Origin of the sequence: Secundilactobacillus collinoides DSM 20515 = JCM 1123 (assembly GCF_001435975.1) — a bacterium.
GTDB lineage: Bacteria > Bacillota > Bacilli > Lactobacillales > Lactobacillaceae > Secundilactobacillus > Secundilactobacillus collinoides.
The window spans coordinates 26,930-42,791 of record NZ_AYYR01000124.1; the positions used below are offsets into that span (position 1 = coordinate 26,930).

Annotated in this window: 15 protein-coding genes; 7 read left to right on the top strand and 8 right to left on the bottom strand. The window is 50.1% G+C overall.

Annotated features, from left to right (window positions below; genetic code table 11):
* Positions 1 to 78: 78 nt before the first annotated feature.
* From FC82_RS15275 to FC82_RS15305, 7 genes are all read right to left on the bottom strand, one after another.
* On the bottom strand, positions 79 to 1,410 hold the full coding sequence (locus FC82_RS15275) for a hypothetical protein (protein WP_056997428.1): 1,332 nt from the start codon (positions 1,408 to 1,410) through the stop codon (positions 79 to 81).
* 50 nt (positions 1,411 to 1,460) lie between these two features.
* A complete protein-coding gene (locus tag FC82_RS15280; protein ID WP_054761895.1) occupies positions 1,461 to 2,150 on the bottom strand; it encodes a DUF4867 family protein in 690 nt (229 codons plus the stop codon).
* A 3-nt stretch (positions 2,151 to 2,153) separates the two neighbouring features.
* The gene (locus tag FC82_RS15285) at positions 2,154 to 2,819 is read right to left on the bottom strand and encodes a transaldolase family protein (RefSeq protein WP_056997429.1); all 666 of its coding nucleotides are present in this window, start codon (positions 2,817 to 2,819) and stop codon (positions 2,154 to 2,156) included.
* Positions 2,820 to 2,864: 45 nt separating this feature from the next.
* A complete protein-coding gene (locus tag FC82_RS15290; RefSeq protein ID WP_235809259.1) occupies positions 2,865 to 4,361 on the bottom strand; it encodes a glycoside-pentoside-hexuronide (GPH):cation symporter in 1,497 nt (498 codons plus the stop codon).
* Positions 4,361 to 4,567, bottom strand: coding sequence for a hypothetical protein (locus FC82_RS16950; protein ID WP_054761896.1), 207 nt, complete (start codon positions 4,565 to 4,567; stop codon positions 4,361 to 4,363). The genes FC82_RS15290 and FC82_RS16950 overlap by 1 nt, the downstream gene beginning before the upstream one ends.
* Positions 4,568 to 5,504: 937 nt before the next feature.
* Positions 5,505 to 6,875 (bottom strand): aldehyde dehydrogenase family protein, encoded by a 1,371-nt coding sequence (locus FC82_RS15300; RefSeq protein ID WP_056997430.1) that lies wholly within the window; start codon positions 6,873 to 6,875, stop codon positions 5,505 to 5,507.
* On the bottom strand, positions 6,875 to 8,899 hold the full coding sequence (locus tag FC82_RS15305; RefSeq protein ID WP_056997431.1) for an alpha-glucosidase: 2,025 nt from the start codon (positions 8,897 to 8,899) through the stop codon (positions 6,875 to 6,877). The genes FC82_RS15300 and FC82_RS15305 overlap by 1 nt, the downstream gene beginning before the upstream one ends.
* Positions 8,900 to 9,010: 111 nt before the next feature.
* Here FC82_RS15305 and FC82_RS15310 point away from each other — a divergent pair, with 111 nt between their 5' ends.
* The 5 genes from FC82_RS15310 (at position 9,011) to FC82_RS15320 (ending at position 11,211) form a co-directional block, all read left to right on the top strand.
* Positions 9,011 to 9,364: a hypothetical protein gene (locus FC82_RS15310; protein ID WP_056997432.1), complete on the top strand. Its 354-nt coding sequence runs from the start codon at positions 9,011 to 9,013 to the stop codon at positions 9,362 to 9,364.
* 213 nt (positions 9,365 to 9,577) lie between these two features.
* The gene (locus tag FC82_RS17350) at positions 9,578 to 9,712 is read left to right on the top strand and encodes a hypothetical protein (protein WP_268873511.1); all 135 of its coding nucleotides are present in this window, start codon (positions 9,578 to 9,580) and stop codon (positions 9,710 to 9,712) included.
* Between the two features lie 290 nt (positions 9,713 to 10,002).
* Entirely contained in the window at positions 10,003 to 10,149 is a 147-nt protein-coding gene (locus tag FC82_RS17260; protein WP_235809260.1) for a hypothetical protein, read from the top strand.
* A 25-nt stretch (positions 10,150 to 10,174) separates the two neighbouring features.
* The gene (locus FC82_RS17265; protein ID WP_235809261.1) at positions 10,175 to 10,456 is read left to right on the top strand and encodes a LytTR family DNA-binding domain-containing protein; all 282 of its coding nucleotides are present in this window, start codon (positions 10,175 to 10,177) and stop codon (positions 10,454 to 10,456) included.
* Positions 10,453 to 11,211, top strand: coding sequence for a LiaF transmembrane domain-containing protein (locus FC82_RS15320; protein ID WP_056997433.1), 759 nt, complete (start codon positions 10,453 to 10,455; stop codon positions 11,209 to 11,211). The genes FC82_RS17265 and FC82_RS15320 overlap by 4 nt, the downstream gene beginning before the upstream one ends.
* A gap of 199 nt (positions 11,212 to 11,410) precedes the next feature.
* Here FC82_RS15320 and FC82_RS15325 read toward each other — a convergent pair whose 3' ends face one another.
* The gene (locus FC82_RS15325) at positions 11,411 to 13,702 is read right to left on the bottom strand and encodes a DUF3329 domain-containing protein (RefSeq protein WP_056997434.1); all 2,292 of its coding nucleotides are present in this window, start codon (positions 13,700 to 13,702) and stop codon (positions 11,411 to 11,413) included.
* Between the two features lie 416 nt (positions 13,703 to 14,118).
* Between FC82_RS15325 and FC82_RS15330 the strand changes: the two genes are divergently transcribed.
* Complete coding sequence (locus FC82_RS15330; RefSeq protein WP_054761907.1) at positions 14,119 to 15,027, top strand: ABC transporter ATP-binding protein; 909 nt, start codon at positions 14,119 to 14,121, stop codon at positions 15,025 to 15,027.
* On the top strand, positions 15,027 to 15,800 hold the full coding sequence (locus FC82_RS15335; protein ID WP_056997435.1) for an ABC transporter permease: 774 nt from the start codon (positions 15,027 to 15,029) through the stop codon (positions 15,798 to 15,800). The genes FC82_RS15330 and FC82_RS15335 overlap by 1 nt, the downstream gene beginning before the upstream one ends.
* The last annotated feature ends 62 nt before the right edge of the window (positions 15,801 to 15,862 follow it).

Below are 15,862 nucleotides of genomic sequence, written 5' to 3' on the forward strand. Positions count from 1 at the left end.
ATCAATTAACCACTAACAAGATCAGCAAAAAACCGGAACCCGCCACTATCGGCAGATTCCGGTTTTTACTATCTCAAATTAATACAAATCGTAAGGCAAGTTCAGCAGCTTAGCTAACTGAACCAAATCATCGCGGTAGTCGCCATAAACTAAGGCAAAGTGGGATTCGTAGCCATGGCTCACGAACTGGTCAACCAGTCCGGTGACGTCTTGGCTCATCTTGATTCGGCCAGAGGCACCGTTGAATTGTGGTTCAACGTCTTCTGCTTCACCACTGGTAATGGCTAATGAGTAGCCGTCCTTGGCGTTCCAGTGGACCCGCAGCATGGTCACGTGACCTGGTTTTAAGACCATGTCAGGGCTGACGGCCATTTTACGGTTCGGGTGCACGCTGGCCTTAACACCGTACTTTGGGTTGGCCAGTGAGAAGGCACCATAATCGTGCCAAGTGGTGATGGAGTTGTCTTCGGGATCCATGCTTGAAAGGTCGCCGAGGAAAATGGCATCGCGGTTCGGGGTCAGCTGTTGCAGGATGTACATCGATAACGCACCGTGAATATCACATTCCATTGCGGTTGGCAGTTGTTCGTCACACAGTTGTGACCAAACAGCACCTGGCGCACTGTGATACTTGTCGAAGAAGTCTGGCCAGCAACGAGATGCTAATGCGCCGAGCTTGTCTTTTTCTTGGTAACGACGCATCAGGGTGGCGAACTTCACGTAACGGGTGGTTTCGTCAGCCTTGGTGTCCAACCCATCGAAGTGGGCGTCGGCGTACGCTAATTGGTCATCGTAATCATCACCGGTGACCTTTTCGGCAGCAGCAAACGCGTCATCGATGTTGTAGTGTTTCAAAGTTGTCCCAAACGTCTGGGAAAGTTCATCGGCGTTGGCGTCTGAGAAGAAGAAGCCAGGAGGATACGTCCCAACGACACCAATGTTTAAGGCAGCCAGATCTGATTTGACCTGAGCAGCTTCAACGAACACCTTGATCTTATCTTGAACAGCGGCTTCGTCAGGGTTGCCGTAGATGTGTTCAAACGGGTGGTGCTGGCTGGCAAGGTAGTTGCCGGAGCTCATGATCCCGGTCAGGGCGTTGAAACGCAACCAGCCGTGAACACTTGGTTCGCGTGGCGCCAATAGTAAGATTGGTGTGGTTGGGTAGTAGCGGTGGACCAGCTGAATGAATTCAGCATCGGTAAAGGTGGTGTTTTGGAAAATGATACCGCTGATTGCTTGGTCGTTGATGCTGCCAAGGTAGCTGCTCAGTTCGGTAGGGTCACCGAGGGCATCCTTGGGACCAAGCACGTCATACTTGGCGAGTTCCTTCTGAGTCGTTTCCATAATGGCTTCAGCTGATTTGGCGTCGAACTTACGACGGACAACGGGTAAATATAAAATTTGGGACATGTGTTCACACTCGCTTTCTAGAATTTAGGCGTATTCAAAATTGAAATGCGTTAGATGGCTTCATTGCCGTTTTCTTGAACCGGATTGATGGTGGTGTTGGTACCGGATAACCCAACAAATGCACCGTTGTTTACCATCCGCAAGTTCTCGGGATGGGTCAGCAGCCACTTGTTACGCTGGAACAGCAGCTCATCGGGCTTGCGTTTTGATTCCAACGGGCTGTTGGTGCCATCGGTCAAAACAACCAGGCACTTGAACCCTGCGGAATCAACGGCACACGGTGCAAAGTGCATCGTGGTTGGGTAAACTTCAATGGCCGTTCCAGCTGGAATGAAGAAGGCGTGGGCTTCGGTGGATTTCAACCGCTTGTTGACCAGGGCCTGGCGTTCCGCGAAGAACAGAACGAAGTCGGTAGCGGCGAGGTTCAGTTCGGAACAGTTGTGAAACTCAAACGCGTTGAGTTTGTTGCTGTGGCCGTTACAGTAGCCGATTTCGATGGGTTGTTCGCCGTAGAAATCACGCGCAATCTGTTGGCGCTGCTTGTCGTTTAAGAATTGCGGATCGTTGCGCACGTACTGGTTGCCAGTGGCGGGGATCACCGTTGAAGTCTCTAGGGTGTTGGCCAGGTTGGCTTGGTAGGGCAGGTCAATCACTTGACCAAATTGAGAAAATTCTGGGTCGGTGACGGTCTTGATCGTCACGTCAGGGTTAGTTTGTTGCAGTTCAGATAATATTGTCATTGGCTACTCCGTTTTCGTGTTGTCCCAAGCGTCTTGGAAAGTCTTTAAACCTAAGTCAGTGTATGGGTTAGTGAAGCTGGTTTCGTAGACGGAAAGTGCACAGGTGACGATGTCGGCACCGTAAATGGCAGCTTGCTCCAACTGCTTAGCAGTCCGGATAGCGGCCACGATGATTTCCGTATCGAAGTTGTAGGTCTTGTAGATGTCAACGATATCCTTCACGTATGACAGGCCATCGTCGCCGTAATCTTCACGCCAGCCGACGAATGGTGACACGTACTTGGCGTGTAACTTACCGGGCATGATCGATTGGGCAGCGGAGAAGACCAGGGTCATGTTGGTACGGATGCCCTGTGCTTCCAAACGACGGGCAGCGATAATGCCTTGCTTGTTGGTTGGAATCTTGATGACAAAGTTTTTTGAAATGGCGCTGATATCCTTTGCGTAAGCAACCATGTCATCGGCGTTGTCCAAGTGCGGGTTGATTTCCACAGAAACGGGGAAGTCTGGCTTGTCAGCCACGTAATCCGCGATGTCTTGGATGGCTTTTTTGAACGGCTTGCCGCTGTTCATAATGTGCTTTGGGTTGGTGGTCACACCGTCAAAGCCGTATTGCTCGTAAGCAATTTTAATTTCGTCTAACTTGGCACTATCTAAAAAGTATTTCATGAGTGAAGATCCTTCTTTCAATTTTTAGAAACAGTGATAACAACATTAATTTGATTCGTCCGTAGTGGGTTCGATCCGTTCTGATCCGCGACGTTCCAGCAGGTCCTTGACGATGCCGCTGTACTTCTTTTCGGTTAAGGAGTAAGCCCAATACATCAAAACGATGGTGGCCAATGAAAGGACGGCGGAGTAGATGAACATCAATCCCCGAATCCCCAAGAGAGCCGTTGCAGTTTGAGTCTTGCCGGGTACGTAACCAACCCAGGCAAGCACGATTCCGGGTAGGAACCCGGCAATCGCTTGAGACAATTTACGGAAATAGGTGAAGAAAGAGTAAACCATACCTTCAGAACGAATCCCAGTCTGCCATTCGCCATATTCCACACAGTCGGAAACGAGGGCCCAGTTCAAGGCACTGGTAAACCCGTCACCAAGGTAGGCGACACTGGTAAAGAAGACGAGCAGGAAGGTGTTGTTAGCAAAGAAGAACCCGAGAATATCGGCTACTGCCCAAATGACACAGCCAAGCATGTAGACGTACTTCTTATCAAATCGTTTCGTCAAAATCGGGGTCAGCAGCACGGAAACGAACACCATGCCGATACTGAAGAACCCAAGCCATGATTCGGCGGTCATATCTTTAAGGATGTACTTACAATAGTAGACTTGAACGGTCAGCTTCAAGTTAAAGGCTGAGAAGGTAAACAAGTTAACGATACTCAGAGTGACAAGTGGTTTGTTTTTCAGCAGGGCTCTGAAGGATTTACGAAGGTCTTTCTTGTTGACCTTCTGCGGAGCAGGTGCTGAATAGTTTTCCTTGATGTTGGCGTAGGAGAACCACTGCGCGAGGACCCCACAGACGGCGAAAATAACGACCGCCACGGTGTAACCGGTTTGTTCATTGGAGACCGTTTCAACAATTGGCATAAATCCAATCGTTGCCAGCATCAGACCAAGGTTGGAACCGGCTTGCCGCCAGGACGCTAATTCGGAACGTTCCTGACTATTTCGCGTCATCGTTGGAATCATCGACCCGAACGGCACGTTTGAAATACTGTAACAGGTCCCGAAAATCATGTAGGCGATGTAGGCCCAGATCAATTTCCCGGTCACGGAGAAGTTTGGCGTACTGAAGTTTGCAATCAGCAGCAGCGCCAGCGGAATCGCAGCCCATAGCAGAAACGGCCGGAACTTCCCACGTTTACTAATGTTGGTTCGGTTATCGATCCAGGTTCCCACTGACATATCAGCGAAAGCATCCCAGATCTTTGCCACCAGGAACACAGTCCCGGCAGCGGCACTTGGCAGGCCCACGACGTCGGTGAAGTAGTTCAACAGGTACAATTGCCCCATATCAAACAGGAAGTTGTTCCCCATATCACCAATCGCGTACCCGATCTTATTGCGCAGCGTCACCACACGTGGCGCTGTATCAGCCGTTGTCGCGGCATTTGTTTCTGTAGAATCCATATACTTGCAGCCTTCTTTCAAATTGTGTTGATACTTTTTTGATGAGGCAACAATCTTGGATTCTTGCTTCATCAAAGCCATTCGACTTTTTCGAATGGCGATGTATCTTTTTTTGGTGCTTGAGTTGCTTGAGTTGCTTGTTTTGCTGGAGTTGCTTGTTTTGCTGGAGCTTTCCGTTGCATTGCGTGATTTGGCACTCCACCGTAGTGGCTCGCGATGAAGCTAATTAATTTTCCCACCTTCGGCGTTAAAATTAATGGATCTCCATCGTCTCGCATGTTACTAAATGGCCAGCTCCACTACTACATTGCGGAAACGTGCTCCGCAAGCCAACTCCCGGAGTGTAAGGCAGCTATGCCAGAAATTCAGAACCGGAATTTCCGACATAGCTGTCTTACACTCCGGGAGTTAACCGGCTTGCTCCGCACTCTGGCGTCATCGACACCACAACTCCGCGCCAAATTGCGCCATTCCACTTACTTTGTAGATGCTTTATTCGAAAGCCAAGTATTGAAATGTTATTAATCCCAGTTCGAAGATTATCCGCCCTTGACTGCGAATTCTCGTCAAGAGTACTAACGCTTTGTTGTCTGCAATGATAAGGAGCAAAAGATTGCTTTTTCGAAATGCAGGTATAAGAAAACTGATTTCGGCTTCGACATTTATGCCAAAAGAACAATGGATTACTGTTCTGATGCAAAATTATATTTTCTTCATCTTATTGCCAAGACTGCAACAACTAGCGTTTGGAACAAATCATTCAAGTAGTATAAGTGCTACCGGTCAAGATCGTGATGACCACAGAGGGACATCGCCGTGACCAGCTTCCGACGACTGCCAGTTACCGCAAACGGTGAGGCGTCATCGGGATAACGGCGTTTACGCAGTCGAGGGCGGATGCGCCTCGGACCGGGGCTAATTATGGTTCGATACTTCAGTGACGAATGAGCGTTGTGCAAGGTGAGTGGCGTGGCGTGAATCTGGCTGGTCGGCGTGGTGTCAATGGTTGTTAGCGAGGGTCCTTTCCTCGGTTACAACCATGGGAGCCGGAGGAGATCCACTTAATTGACCGTCTTGACGGGCAATTAAGTTAGCTCCGGAGCGACCCACTACGCCGATCAGCCAGATTCACAGAACAGAACGGCCTTAACAGCAAATCAATTACCTAAGGGTTCTGCTGTACAACCATTTATGTTCACAGAACGCCAACAAACATTAACCCTTAGCAATCATTTTCTTGTTAGCAAACTCATACAACGCCTGGTCGCTCATTTCGCGGCCGTAACCGGATGATTTGACACCGCCGAATGGCAGTTCAGGGTAGCCGTTGGATGGCTGATTGAGGAAGATTTGACCGGTGATCATTTGGTCGGCAACGCGTTTGGCTTCGTCGAGGTCCTTGGAGTAGACCGCGCCGGCAAGACCGTACTGGGTGTCGTTGGCGATTTTGATGGCGTCTTCGGTGTCCTTGGCGATGTGAATCTGGCCAACGGGGCCGAAAAATTCAGCGTCGTACATTGGGTTGTCGGGCTTTAGGTTGCCCAGCAGCATTGGTTTGAAGAAGAACCCGTCCCGAGACTTTTGTGCCCCGCCGTCAACCAGGATCTCAGCGCCGTGTTCAACAGCTGTGTCGACCTGCAGCTGCAGCTGGTCGCGGGCGCGTTCGGAAGACATCGGGCCGATGGTAGTTTTTTCGTCCGTTGGGTCGCCCATGACTTGTTGTTCAAAGGTGGCCTTCATTTTGGTCACAAACTCGTCAGCGATGGCTTCCGTCACGATGTAGCGCTTAGCCGACGTGCAGACCTGACCAGCGTTGCGCAACCGTGAGATGGCACCGTCCGCAACCGCCTGGTCGACGTCGGCATCCGGCAGTACAACAAACGCATCGTTGCCGCCGAGTTCCAAAGTCGTTTTGGTGAGGGCTTGGGCTGCTTCACTGGCAACGATACGGCCAGCTTGCGTCGACCCAGTCAGGGCAACACCTTGGACACGGTCGTCAGCGATGATGGCTGCGGCCTGTTCGTTGGTTAGAAACAGGTTTTGGAAACCGCCGTGTGCGTGCATGGCACTGTAGACCGTTTTTTCAAACTGGTCGGCACAACCGGCAACGATGGCGGCGTGCTTTAAAATGACGGGGTTTCCCATCAGAAAGTTTGGCGCGAACACCCGCATGACTTGGGTGTAAGGGAAGTTCCAAGGTTCGATAGCGAACACGATCCCGGTCGATTCGTATTGCATTACCGCCTGTTTGTCGCCCAAGTAGGTGTAGGGCTTTGGTTGCAGGGCAGCCGGGCCGTTATCGGCGTAGTACTGGGCAATGTTGCCGGCAGCGTTGGCCTCAGCCAGTGCTTCGGCGTGTCGTTTACCCATGTTTTCCGTTGCGGTCTTGGCTAAAACTTCCGCGTTATCGTGGAAGGCTTTGGCAATCTGTCCCAGTTGCTGGGCACGTTCGTCAAACGTGTGTCGACGCTGGAAGGAGTAGTACTTGTCGGCGCGGTCTAACGCGTCGCTGATGTCTTCGGTACTGTTGACCGGGTAAGCTGCAATTTCCTTACCGGTATAGGGGTTTACGATCTTAAAATTCATTAGTGCTTTGCTCCAATCTTTTCAAATAATGACGCAAATGCTGAGTCTGCCCGGTAGAAAACGGGCATCTGACCCAGTGGTGCTTGCACTTCAACGGTGTCGCCGCCGGTAAAGTGTTCGCCGGTCCAGAGGTGGACCCAGTTGTCCTTTGGCAGGTACGTTGACCAGGCTTGTTTACCCGGACGGTATACCGGCGCGACTAACAGGTCGCGGCCAAACAGGTATTCATACTGGATGTCGTAGGTGCCATCGTCGTCTGGATAGTGCATGAACAGCGGCCGTTGTGCCGGCAAGCCCTGGTTGACGGCTTCCGCCACGACCGTTTTCCGGTACGGGGTCAGAGCCTTAAACGTCTGGGTCGCGTAGGCGAGATGCACCGAGGCATCGTAATCGTCGTAGACCTGGAAGTTCTGGTCCGGCCGGTTACCCTCGTGCGTCCGCATGACCGGCGTGAAGGCGGCCATTTCCGCCCAGCGCATGAACAACTCACGCGAGCGGATGTTGCCGTACAAACTGGTGTAGCCGCCAATGTCGCTGTGACTGATACTGTTCCCAGTCAGCCCAGCGGACAGGGCAGCCGGAATCGTGGCAGCTAAGCCGTCATCCAAACTCCAGTTGACACTCTGGTCGCCCGCCCACAGCACAGGCGCATACTTTTGACTGCCGGTCCCGCCAGCGCGCATGAAGTACATGATCTCGTCCTGCAAACCGGATTCCTTGACCGCTTCGTAGTTGCACTGCGCCCACAGCACCGGCCACTTGTTATGCATGACCATTGGATCGGAGTGGTCGTACAGCACGACATCGGTCGGCAGGTACTCGCCAAAGTCGGCCATCCAGCCCTTCATGCCGGTGCTGATCAGGCGCTTCTTGATGAGCTCCTTGTACCAGGTAAAGGCGTCCGGATTTGTAAAGTCGACCACGCCGCAAAGAAATTCGCCGAAATCAACAAGGTAGATTTCACCATCTTTGTTTTTAGCGAAGTAACCCAAGTCCTTCACGTCAGCGAACAGTTGCGTGTCGTTTGCGATGTAGGGGTTGATGTAGCCTAAGAATTCGATGCCCTGGTCCTGCCAGTGCTTAATCGAGGTCGTCAGGTTCGGGTAGAGCTTATCGTCCGCCTTCCAATCCCAGTAGAGCCGTTTGCCGAAACTGGTCATGCGAATGCCTTCCCAGTCTTGCGCCCAGATGCCGGATAGCGCAACATCGTTTTCCTTGAGCTGGTCAGCAATCTCCGACACACGCTTGGTGCCACCCTGAACGCCGAGAATCAGACCATTGTTGGTCCAGTCTGGCAAACCGGTGGTACGTCCCACGAGCCCGGTCAATTTTGTTATCAATTCCGAGAAAGTCGAGGCTGTGTCAAACGTTAACGACAGCGGCAAGCCCCAGAACTGCAGCTCGTGGAAGTCGTCGTTTCGAAAGTCGAAGTCGGCGTAATCGTAACTGGCAACGTGGCAGTAGTACATACGAGTAGAAATAAACGTTGGTGCCGGGTAGTTTGTGGTGTAGTAATCGCCGCCAGAGTGCGTCTGGTCGGCTTGGAACGTGGTCAGCGTGTGCTTGTTGCGGCCAACGCCGGGTTCCGACGTCCACAGTGGAAAGTGGCGGCCGCGCAGGTCAAGGTGTGAAAGCTGTTCGCCACAGCCGTAAACGTGTTCGTGCTGGTCTGCCGTTAAGCGGATCCAAAAGCGGTTCCAGCCAGCCTTTAAGAGCTTTGGCTTGATCACCAGCCGGTCGCTGGCATCCAAGAAGCAGGTAAGTTCAAGGTAAGCTTCCCCCTGAAATCCCAGTGTTAGTATTATTTCGTTTTCATTAATAGCGTGGTTCGAGAGCGTCAGCGGCAGTTTAGCTTGCATGTTGTCGCTGATTTCAAAGTTCCCTTGGTACATGGCAACATCCGCGTCGCCGCGACCGATAAAAGCAATCGGCGATGCAGCGGTTCCCCGCAACAACGGCAGGTCGTGGTAAAAAAGGGTGTTGTCAGCAAAGGTGAGTGGTGCTTGTTGAGAAATCGGAATCATTGGACACCTCCATGGTTACTTTTGTTTCGTGACTATAAGTTTTTTGTGAATTTGAGGTCAGTAATTTGTTAAAGTGAATCGATGGTTAGTAATATAACGATTAGAGGTTAAATGGAACTTAAAAGTAAGAGTGCGGAGCAAAACGGTTTGGGGGCGGAGCGTAAGGTAAAGTGGTCGAAAAGCCCTGAACTTGGGCTTTTTGACCGCTTTGCCTTACGCAGTAGCCCCCAGTTTTGCGGAGCACGTTTCAGCAATACAGCCAAAAAGAAACCGCCAACAACCTTAATATACCAATCTTCCAAGCAACCGGTGATTCAAAAACTAAATAAACACGATACAAAAAACATATCACCCCATAATTCAATAATAATTCCAAATTACACCCGCATAAAAGCCCTAAAAATAGCTCAATACCACCTCTTTTTAAGACAAAAATCCACCATTTTAACGTTAATAAATTTCTAAAGGTAACGCATGAATCTATCGAATTTGCCGATATGTCTCTAAAAAGGACAATTAGGAATAATTGAATGATATTATTTTAATTTCTTATACAAGTAATAGAACTGCATGGGATTTTCCTCGATTTGTATCCAATAGGAAGCGCATTTGACGGCACACGGCTGAGATTTATTAAAGGACAAGTCATACATTTAGTGTCGAGCAGTGCACACCGAATTGATAATTAGAGACGAAAATGATGATGAAGGCCATTACTGTTCAGTCAACTTTGAAGACTTTGCGCCAGCTGATGATGGGCGTCTTGGTTCAAATGGGCCATTTTCGGCTACTGGTGCTGGCAGTTATCATTAATGCCGAGAGAGTCACTGAATACAGAAGATAAAGCAGTTGAGGGCGGATTTTCTACAAACTGGTTTTGACGCTTTTTCGATATTTACCAAAATAAAAAGCCTCATATTAAGTGGAATGTCGTGCCAAACTGCAGAATGCGACGACAGCAGCCCCTGAATCGCCGACCTTTATTCACGACACGTAAGACACAAAAACAACCCACTTACCCCAAAATTCGAACCACTTGCGTGCAATCCATTGCTAACCCCGCAAAGTTAGGGTTTAATAAGAGCCATGGAGGGGAAACGCGCATGACAAAGGTCCGGATTGAAATCGATGATAGCCTGACAGACAAAGAAATTGTGATCCGTACGCCGGTTTACGATGCCGATGTCAAACGACTGTCACAACAGCTCCAATTTGCCGATAAGGCCCCAGCCGCAACTGCGGTTTTTTAAGGGCGACACGGAGTATTATTTGGACGTGAACGACATTCTGTTCTTTGAAACGGAAGATCGGCAAATTAACGCCCATACGGTGGATGACATTTTTGAAATCCATCACCGGCTGTACGAGCTGGAAGATTTATTGCCGGCAAATTTCATGCGGATTTCCAAGTCAGCGATATTAAATACAACGAAGATTTTCGCGCTGACTCACTCGATTTCAAACAGCCTGGTGGCGTTTCAACATTCCAGAAAACAGGTTTACGTATCACGCAAATACTACAAGCTATTAAAAGAACGTTTGGAGGAACGACGATGAAACGATTACGGAATAAGAACTGGTTTTGGGGGACGTTTTTCATCCTCGGGGCCATCCTGCTGGGTGCCAGCCAGTTAAATTTAATTTCCTATCATTTTAGTTTTTGGAGTATTCTGGCCACGCTATTTTTGGCCGGGACATTCATTGAGAGTGTCATCATGAGATCAATTGGCGGGACGCTGTTTTCACTGGCGTTTCTGGGCATCTTGTACGCCACACCGCTGGGAATCACGCAGCTGGTGCCCTGGACGATTTTAGGGATTGCGCTGTTGCTGACGGTCGGTCTGTCGATCATTTTTCACCCGCACCGGCGCTGGGTCGAGCGCCAACAGTGGGAGAGCTGGCATCATCATAGCCACCCTTATCACCACCATGGCGGCCGCGGTGTTCAGGGCAGAGAGGTCGATGAAGAAACGATTTCGGATGATCAGACTGAAGTGAACATTGATAGCCGCATGAGCAGCTCGGTCCGTTACATTCAGTCGAATAACTTGCAGCGGGTGAACATCTACGCATACGCGACAGGGCTGAAGGTCTATTTTGATAAAACGATTGTTGATGGTGAACTGACCGTGAATATTGACGCCCATTTGAGCGGGGTCGACCTGTATTTCCCCCACACTTGGCAAGTGGTTAATAATATAGAAGCGTTTCTTGGCGGGGTTAGTCAGGAAGCAGATATAACTGACAGTCCGGTTAAGGTTTATTTGAACGGTGACGCGGCTTTGTCTGGTGTTAATGTTCATTATCTGTAACACAAAAAACGCTCATCATTATGATGGGCGTTTTTTTGTGGTATTTAGAGCCATAACAGGCGGTGGGCTTGAATGGTACTGGTTAGTCTTTTCAGCGTGCAAAAGAATTGAAATCACAATCGAGCACGTTTGCAGATTATCAGTAGTGCGAATACCTGCCGTACAACCTATGTTCGACTGTCGCAGTACGAAACCAAAGTTATTTTGCATCAATCGACTTGGCAGGCTTTTTATTTTCATCAGTTGCGATGTCCTGTTGCAACTTCGCCGACAGCGCTAAATCGGCGCTGTCCCGCCGTTGCCGAATAGCGATAAAGGTATCGCACACAAGGAAAATGACAATGCCGATCAATACCAGTTGCAGATTGCCATTTTTCATTAAGCGCACCCACAGTTTTAAGCGCCGGACCTTTACGGTAATGGTGCCTAACCCCTGTTTCGGTACAGTGTAGCGGGATTGCTGATTTTTGGCTAGACGGTAGCCGAATGGTGGCTTCAATTTAAACGAATGGCCGGTTTCCACGGCTGCTTTCTTCGTGCGCACAAGGGTGCCGTTGCGCAGAAAGGCGATTGTGATTATCTGTGAGGCGGGATGAACCCAGCGCGTGACGGTTTGGCCGGGCGCACTGGTGAATTTGTAGGATTCGCGATTCGTATCATCAGTCGTATAGCCCGTCGTTGATCCGTTACTGATGTCGTAGGTTTGGCCGACCCGACCGTTGATGGGTTCGCGGCCGACAATTTTACCCGTTTTTTTGACCCGGTATAAAATGGTTGCGGAAGTGGTCACCCCTACGTCTTTAACGCTGACTGTCACGATTTGATTGGCAGCCGTTGTAAACGTATAGGTCTGAGGATTGTTGGCGAGCGTTTTGTAGCCATTGACAGACACATGGCTGAGGGAACAGGTGGTTCCGGCCGTACCGCTAATGGTTTCCGTGCCGACCTGTTTGCCGTTTGAGTTGACGTAACGAATGGTGGCTGTTTCGGGGGCGGCGGCTTTGGCTGTGATTGGCTTGATGAGGCTTGTCCAGCCATGGTACGCCAGCGTCAGCACATGTTGTGTTTGCCAAGTAATGCCATTTTTATTCAAGGGCACCTTAGCGGGGTGCAACCCGTTATCCACCGTAACCGTCTTTAACCCGTAATAGGCGGCCATCCAGACGTTGAACCACTGTTTGGACGGCTTGCCGGGGCTCACGTAAGTTTGCGTCAGGTAAGCGTTGTGGCTGTCATTGACCGGCTGCATGCCCGGCACGGCGGCGTGGGCGATGTTGTGTTTGGCAGCGCGGCGGCAGATTGTATCCCCGGCTTTCCAGTACGTGTACGACGTGTGCAGCGAGCTGACGGCGGCGTTGTACCCCGGAATACCGGCAAACAACATCACGCCCGCCACCAGGGTCGGTGTGAGGCGATCCAATAGGGACCACCGCCGCAACCCTGCGTGGTCGGCCAGCAGTATCAAAATGGCGGTAATGAAGTAAATGTTGGGACCAAAAAAGACCCGGCTGACAATTTCCGGTGACACGATCAGCACCGCAATACCTAAGAGGCCGCCAATAAAGTAGAAGAGTGCTGAAAAATAGTCGCGGTTGTCTGCCCATTTAAAGGTGTGACCGTACGCGTGATGGTGCCAGTACATGTACGCTAAGAATAGGGCGGTAAACAAGATGAGTGCGCCCGAGTATTTCATGGTAAACGACACGATGTTGCCCAACTCAAATTGGGAACCCCGCTTAGTGATCTGTTTGCTGCCGGAAGTGACCACCGTGTAAAAACTGCAGGCACCGGCCAGGCCGCCCGCCCATTTCCAAGCCAGTTGGCCCTTCGACCGCGACCAGTCGTAGACGGTGAGCGATAACGCGACAAAGAGGGTCAGCGGCGCGGTGTTTTCGTTGGTACCGCCAGCTAAAAATCCGAGAATCAGCATGCCTGCAAACATAAGTCGCGGATGTTTGGCGTGGTAATTGAACCGGTACGGCAGCAAATAGCTGAGATAAACCAGTACCACCCAGAGGTAGTTGAAACCACCGGACAGCCAGAGAATTGATGTCCCATAGTCGGGTAGGCACCACCACATCAGCGCGAAAGTGAGTGCAAAATAACTCACACGCAGCTTTTTCAAACTGCCAAAAACGTGAATATCAATAAGCAGTCCAACAAGCACGAAAACAATCGAATTGGCAACGTTGTACGCCGATTTTGGCAACTGCATAAACAACTGCACACCGGTATGGGCGACAAACCGGCCGTTGTTGATTCGGGTATGAATCTGAATTGATTGCACTAACTGACTGAGACTGTGAATACCGCTGAGATGGCGCGTTGGCCACTCGCCGCGATAAAAGAAGTGGTAAAGATAATCGTCGGCAGCGTACCCCGTAAAATCGTTAAGCTGTTTAAATAATAGGTACACAAAAAAGGCAATGATTGCAAATCCGCTAGCAGTTAAGATGCTCCTCAACACCTTGACTGAGGTTTGTTTGGTCATGGTATAACTCCCCTGAACAATTAATCGTTTTATAATAAAAACATGTTATGTAAATTGTATCATGGCGACTATACGTGTGACCGTATTGATTTTAAAAAATTGGTTTGACCCGATCAGTGATGAGGGCCGTAGTTGGCAGTCTCTCATATGGCTGGAAACGGTCGTTTGGTGCATGTTAAGGGGTGATAAACCGAAAACGCGAAAGCACAAGTTCAGTCCGCTTAGCCGTAATAGCGGCTTTTTCCCGGCTTCTTTTTTGGCTTTAAGTCAGCACTATGCGGGTCAAAGCCAGCATCGATAGATCAAAACTTTACCGTGCAAAAGTCGGGAAAAACGTGGGTGACTGGATTTGTGAGCATTTGCAAAGCCACCCGACCTATGATTAAATTACAGTAGCAAAACATTGGGGGTATTCCATGGGCGATATATTAACCGTGCACGATCTCAACAAGAGTTTTGGCTCCAAGCACGTGCTGCACGACGTCGATTTCAAGGTCGGCGAAGGCCGCATTGTGGGCTTGATCGGGCCGAACGGTGCCGGTAAATCGACAATCATGAAGACAATATTAGGACTCATTAACTACGAGTCAGGGGTCATTCAGGTCGCTGGCCAGACGGTCACCCCAACCAGCCACGCGGCGCTAGCGAACGTCGGTGCGCTGATTGAGTATCCTGGACTTTACCCGTACTTAACAGGGTGGGACCACCTAGACTTATTTGCCAACGGCGACCACCAGTTAATTCATATCCAGCGCATTATTTCGAAATTAAACATGGACGATTTTATTAAACGACTGGCCCGCGGCTACTCGGTCGGGATGAAACAAAAACTCGGCGTGGCGATGGCACTGGTCAACGAACCCAGTCTGGTCATTTTGGATGAACCGATGAACGGGCTTGACCCGCAGTCCATTAAAGATCTGCGTGATCTCATTATTGAAGAGTCGCAAAAGGGGACAAGTTTTCTGATTTCCTCTCATATCTTAAGCGAGTTGGAAAAGCTGGCTCAGGACGTCCTGATTCTCGACAAGGGGAAAATCGTCAGTTCAACAACTATGCACCAGTTGCTCGTTTCCCAAGGGCGCAACACCATTTTCCTGCAAACGAGCGATGATCCAAAGGCGCGTGAATTACTGCAGGCGGCTTCGTTTGAACTGGATAAGGGACCGCAAGTCCGGATTACTGACCAGGCGGATGATACGCTCGCAAAAGCCTTGCGGACGCTCATTGATGCTGGCCTTGATGTCAACGACATGCAGCGTGAGGAAGGGACTTTGGAAAGTTCCCTGCTGGACCTGTTGGCGAAAGATCGGGTGGATGACTAATGGGCATATTAATTCGACAAGAGTTATTTAAACTATCTCGCAAGCACAGTACCTGGATCAGCACGGCACTGATGATTCTGATGCAGATCGGCTTCGCCATTATTGCGAAGACCAACGCGCAAATGGTCAGTCCTGAATCAGCGTTTCAGTCCACGTTCTTTGCGAACCCGCTGATTCTCTACTTCATGATCGCGGCCTGTGCCACCATCATCACCATGGAGTTCCAGTACGGCACGATTCGGGCGCTGATTTACCGGAAATACAGCCGGGGCCAAGTGCTCGTCAGCAAATGGATCTGCATGTTCATCTACAGCGTCTACTGGTATGCGCTGAGCTTTGTCGTTTCACTGGTGCTGCGCGAATTCATGTTCAAACACGTGATCAATCTGCACGCCCACACCGATGGCATCAGCGTCTTTCGCTACACCATCATGGTGGACGGCGGTAAATTCGTCACCCTGTGGCTGTTACTGAGCCTGGTATTCCTTCTGGCAAACGTCTTCCGCAACTCAGCAGCCGCTGTGTCTGTCGGCATTATCGGCTACTTCGCGGCCAACCTGGTCATGCAACTGCTCGTCGTGCTTATTCAACAGTACGACTGGATCAAATGGAACCCGCTGACCATGATGCTTTATCCCAGTCTGCTCTCAGACCGGGACACCTACACAAAACTCCTGAACCTCACTAATACGCAGATGTTCTTTGGTAATATTTTTTACATTGCGCTGTTTCTTTGGATCGGGTACTACTTCTTTAAAAAACGCAATATTTAGATGTTATTTTGGGCTCTTTGTCAACTGGTATTGGTGGAGAGTTTTGAAACGCATTTGACCTT

What these genes read in the sequence shown, in the direction of transcription:
- FC82_RS15310 (WP_056997432.1), top strand. Translation starts at nt 9,011, where the DNA reads ATGGAACTTAAAAGTAAGAGTGCGGAGCAAAACGGTTTGGGGGCGGAG.
- FC82_RS15330 (WP_054761907.1), top strand. Translation starts at nt 14,119, where the DNA reads ATGGGCGATATATTAACCGTGCACGATCTCAACAAGAGTTTTGGCTCC.
- FC82_RS15305 (WP_056997431.1), bottom strand. Translation starts at nt 8,899, where the DNA reads ATGATTCCGATTTCTCAACAAGCACCACTCACCTTTGCTGACAACACC.
- FC82_RS15335 (WP_056997435.1), top strand. Translation starts at nt 15,027, where the DNA reads ATGGGCATATTAATTCGACAAGAGTTATTTAAACTATCTCGCAAGCAC.
- FC82_RS15300 (WP_056997430.1), bottom strand. Translation starts at nt 6,875, where the DNA reads ATGAATTTTAAGATCGTAAACCCCTATACCGGTAAGGAAATTGCAGCT.
- FC82_RS15280 (WP_054761895.1), bottom strand. Translation starts at nt 2,150, where the DNA reads ATGACAATATTATCTGAACTGCAACAAACTAACCCTGACGTGACGATC.
- FC82_RS17260 (WP_235809260.1), top strand. Translation starts at nt 10,003, where the DNA reads ATGACAAAGGTCCGGATTGAAATCGATGATAGCCTGACAGACAAAGAA.
- FC82_RS15285 (WP_056997429.1), bottom strand. Translation starts at nt 2,819, where the DNA reads ATGAAATACTTTTTAGATAGTGCCAAGTTAGACGAAATTAAAATTGCT.
- FC82_RS16950 (WP_054761896.1), bottom strand. Translation starts at nt 4,567, where the DNA reads ATGCGAGACGATGGAGATCCATTAATTTTAACGCCGAAGGTGGGAAAA.
- FC82_RS15320 (WP_056997433.1), top strand. Translation starts at nt 10,453, where the DNA reads ATGAAACGATTACGGAATAAGAACTGGTTTTGGGGGACGTTTTTCATC.
- FC82_RS15275 (WP_056997428.1), bottom strand. Translation starts at nt 1,410, where the DNA reads ATGTCCCAAATTTTATATTTACCCGTTGTCCGTCGTAAGTTCGACGCC.
- FC82_RS15325 (WP_056997434.1), bottom strand. Translation starts at nt 13,702, where the DNA reads ATGACCAAACAAACCTCAGTCAAGGTGTTGAGGAGCATCTTAACTGCT.
- FC82_RS15290 (WP_235809259.1), bottom strand. Translation starts at nt 4,361, where the DNA reads ATGAAGCAAGAATCCAAGATTGTTGCCTCATCAAAAAAGTATCAACAC.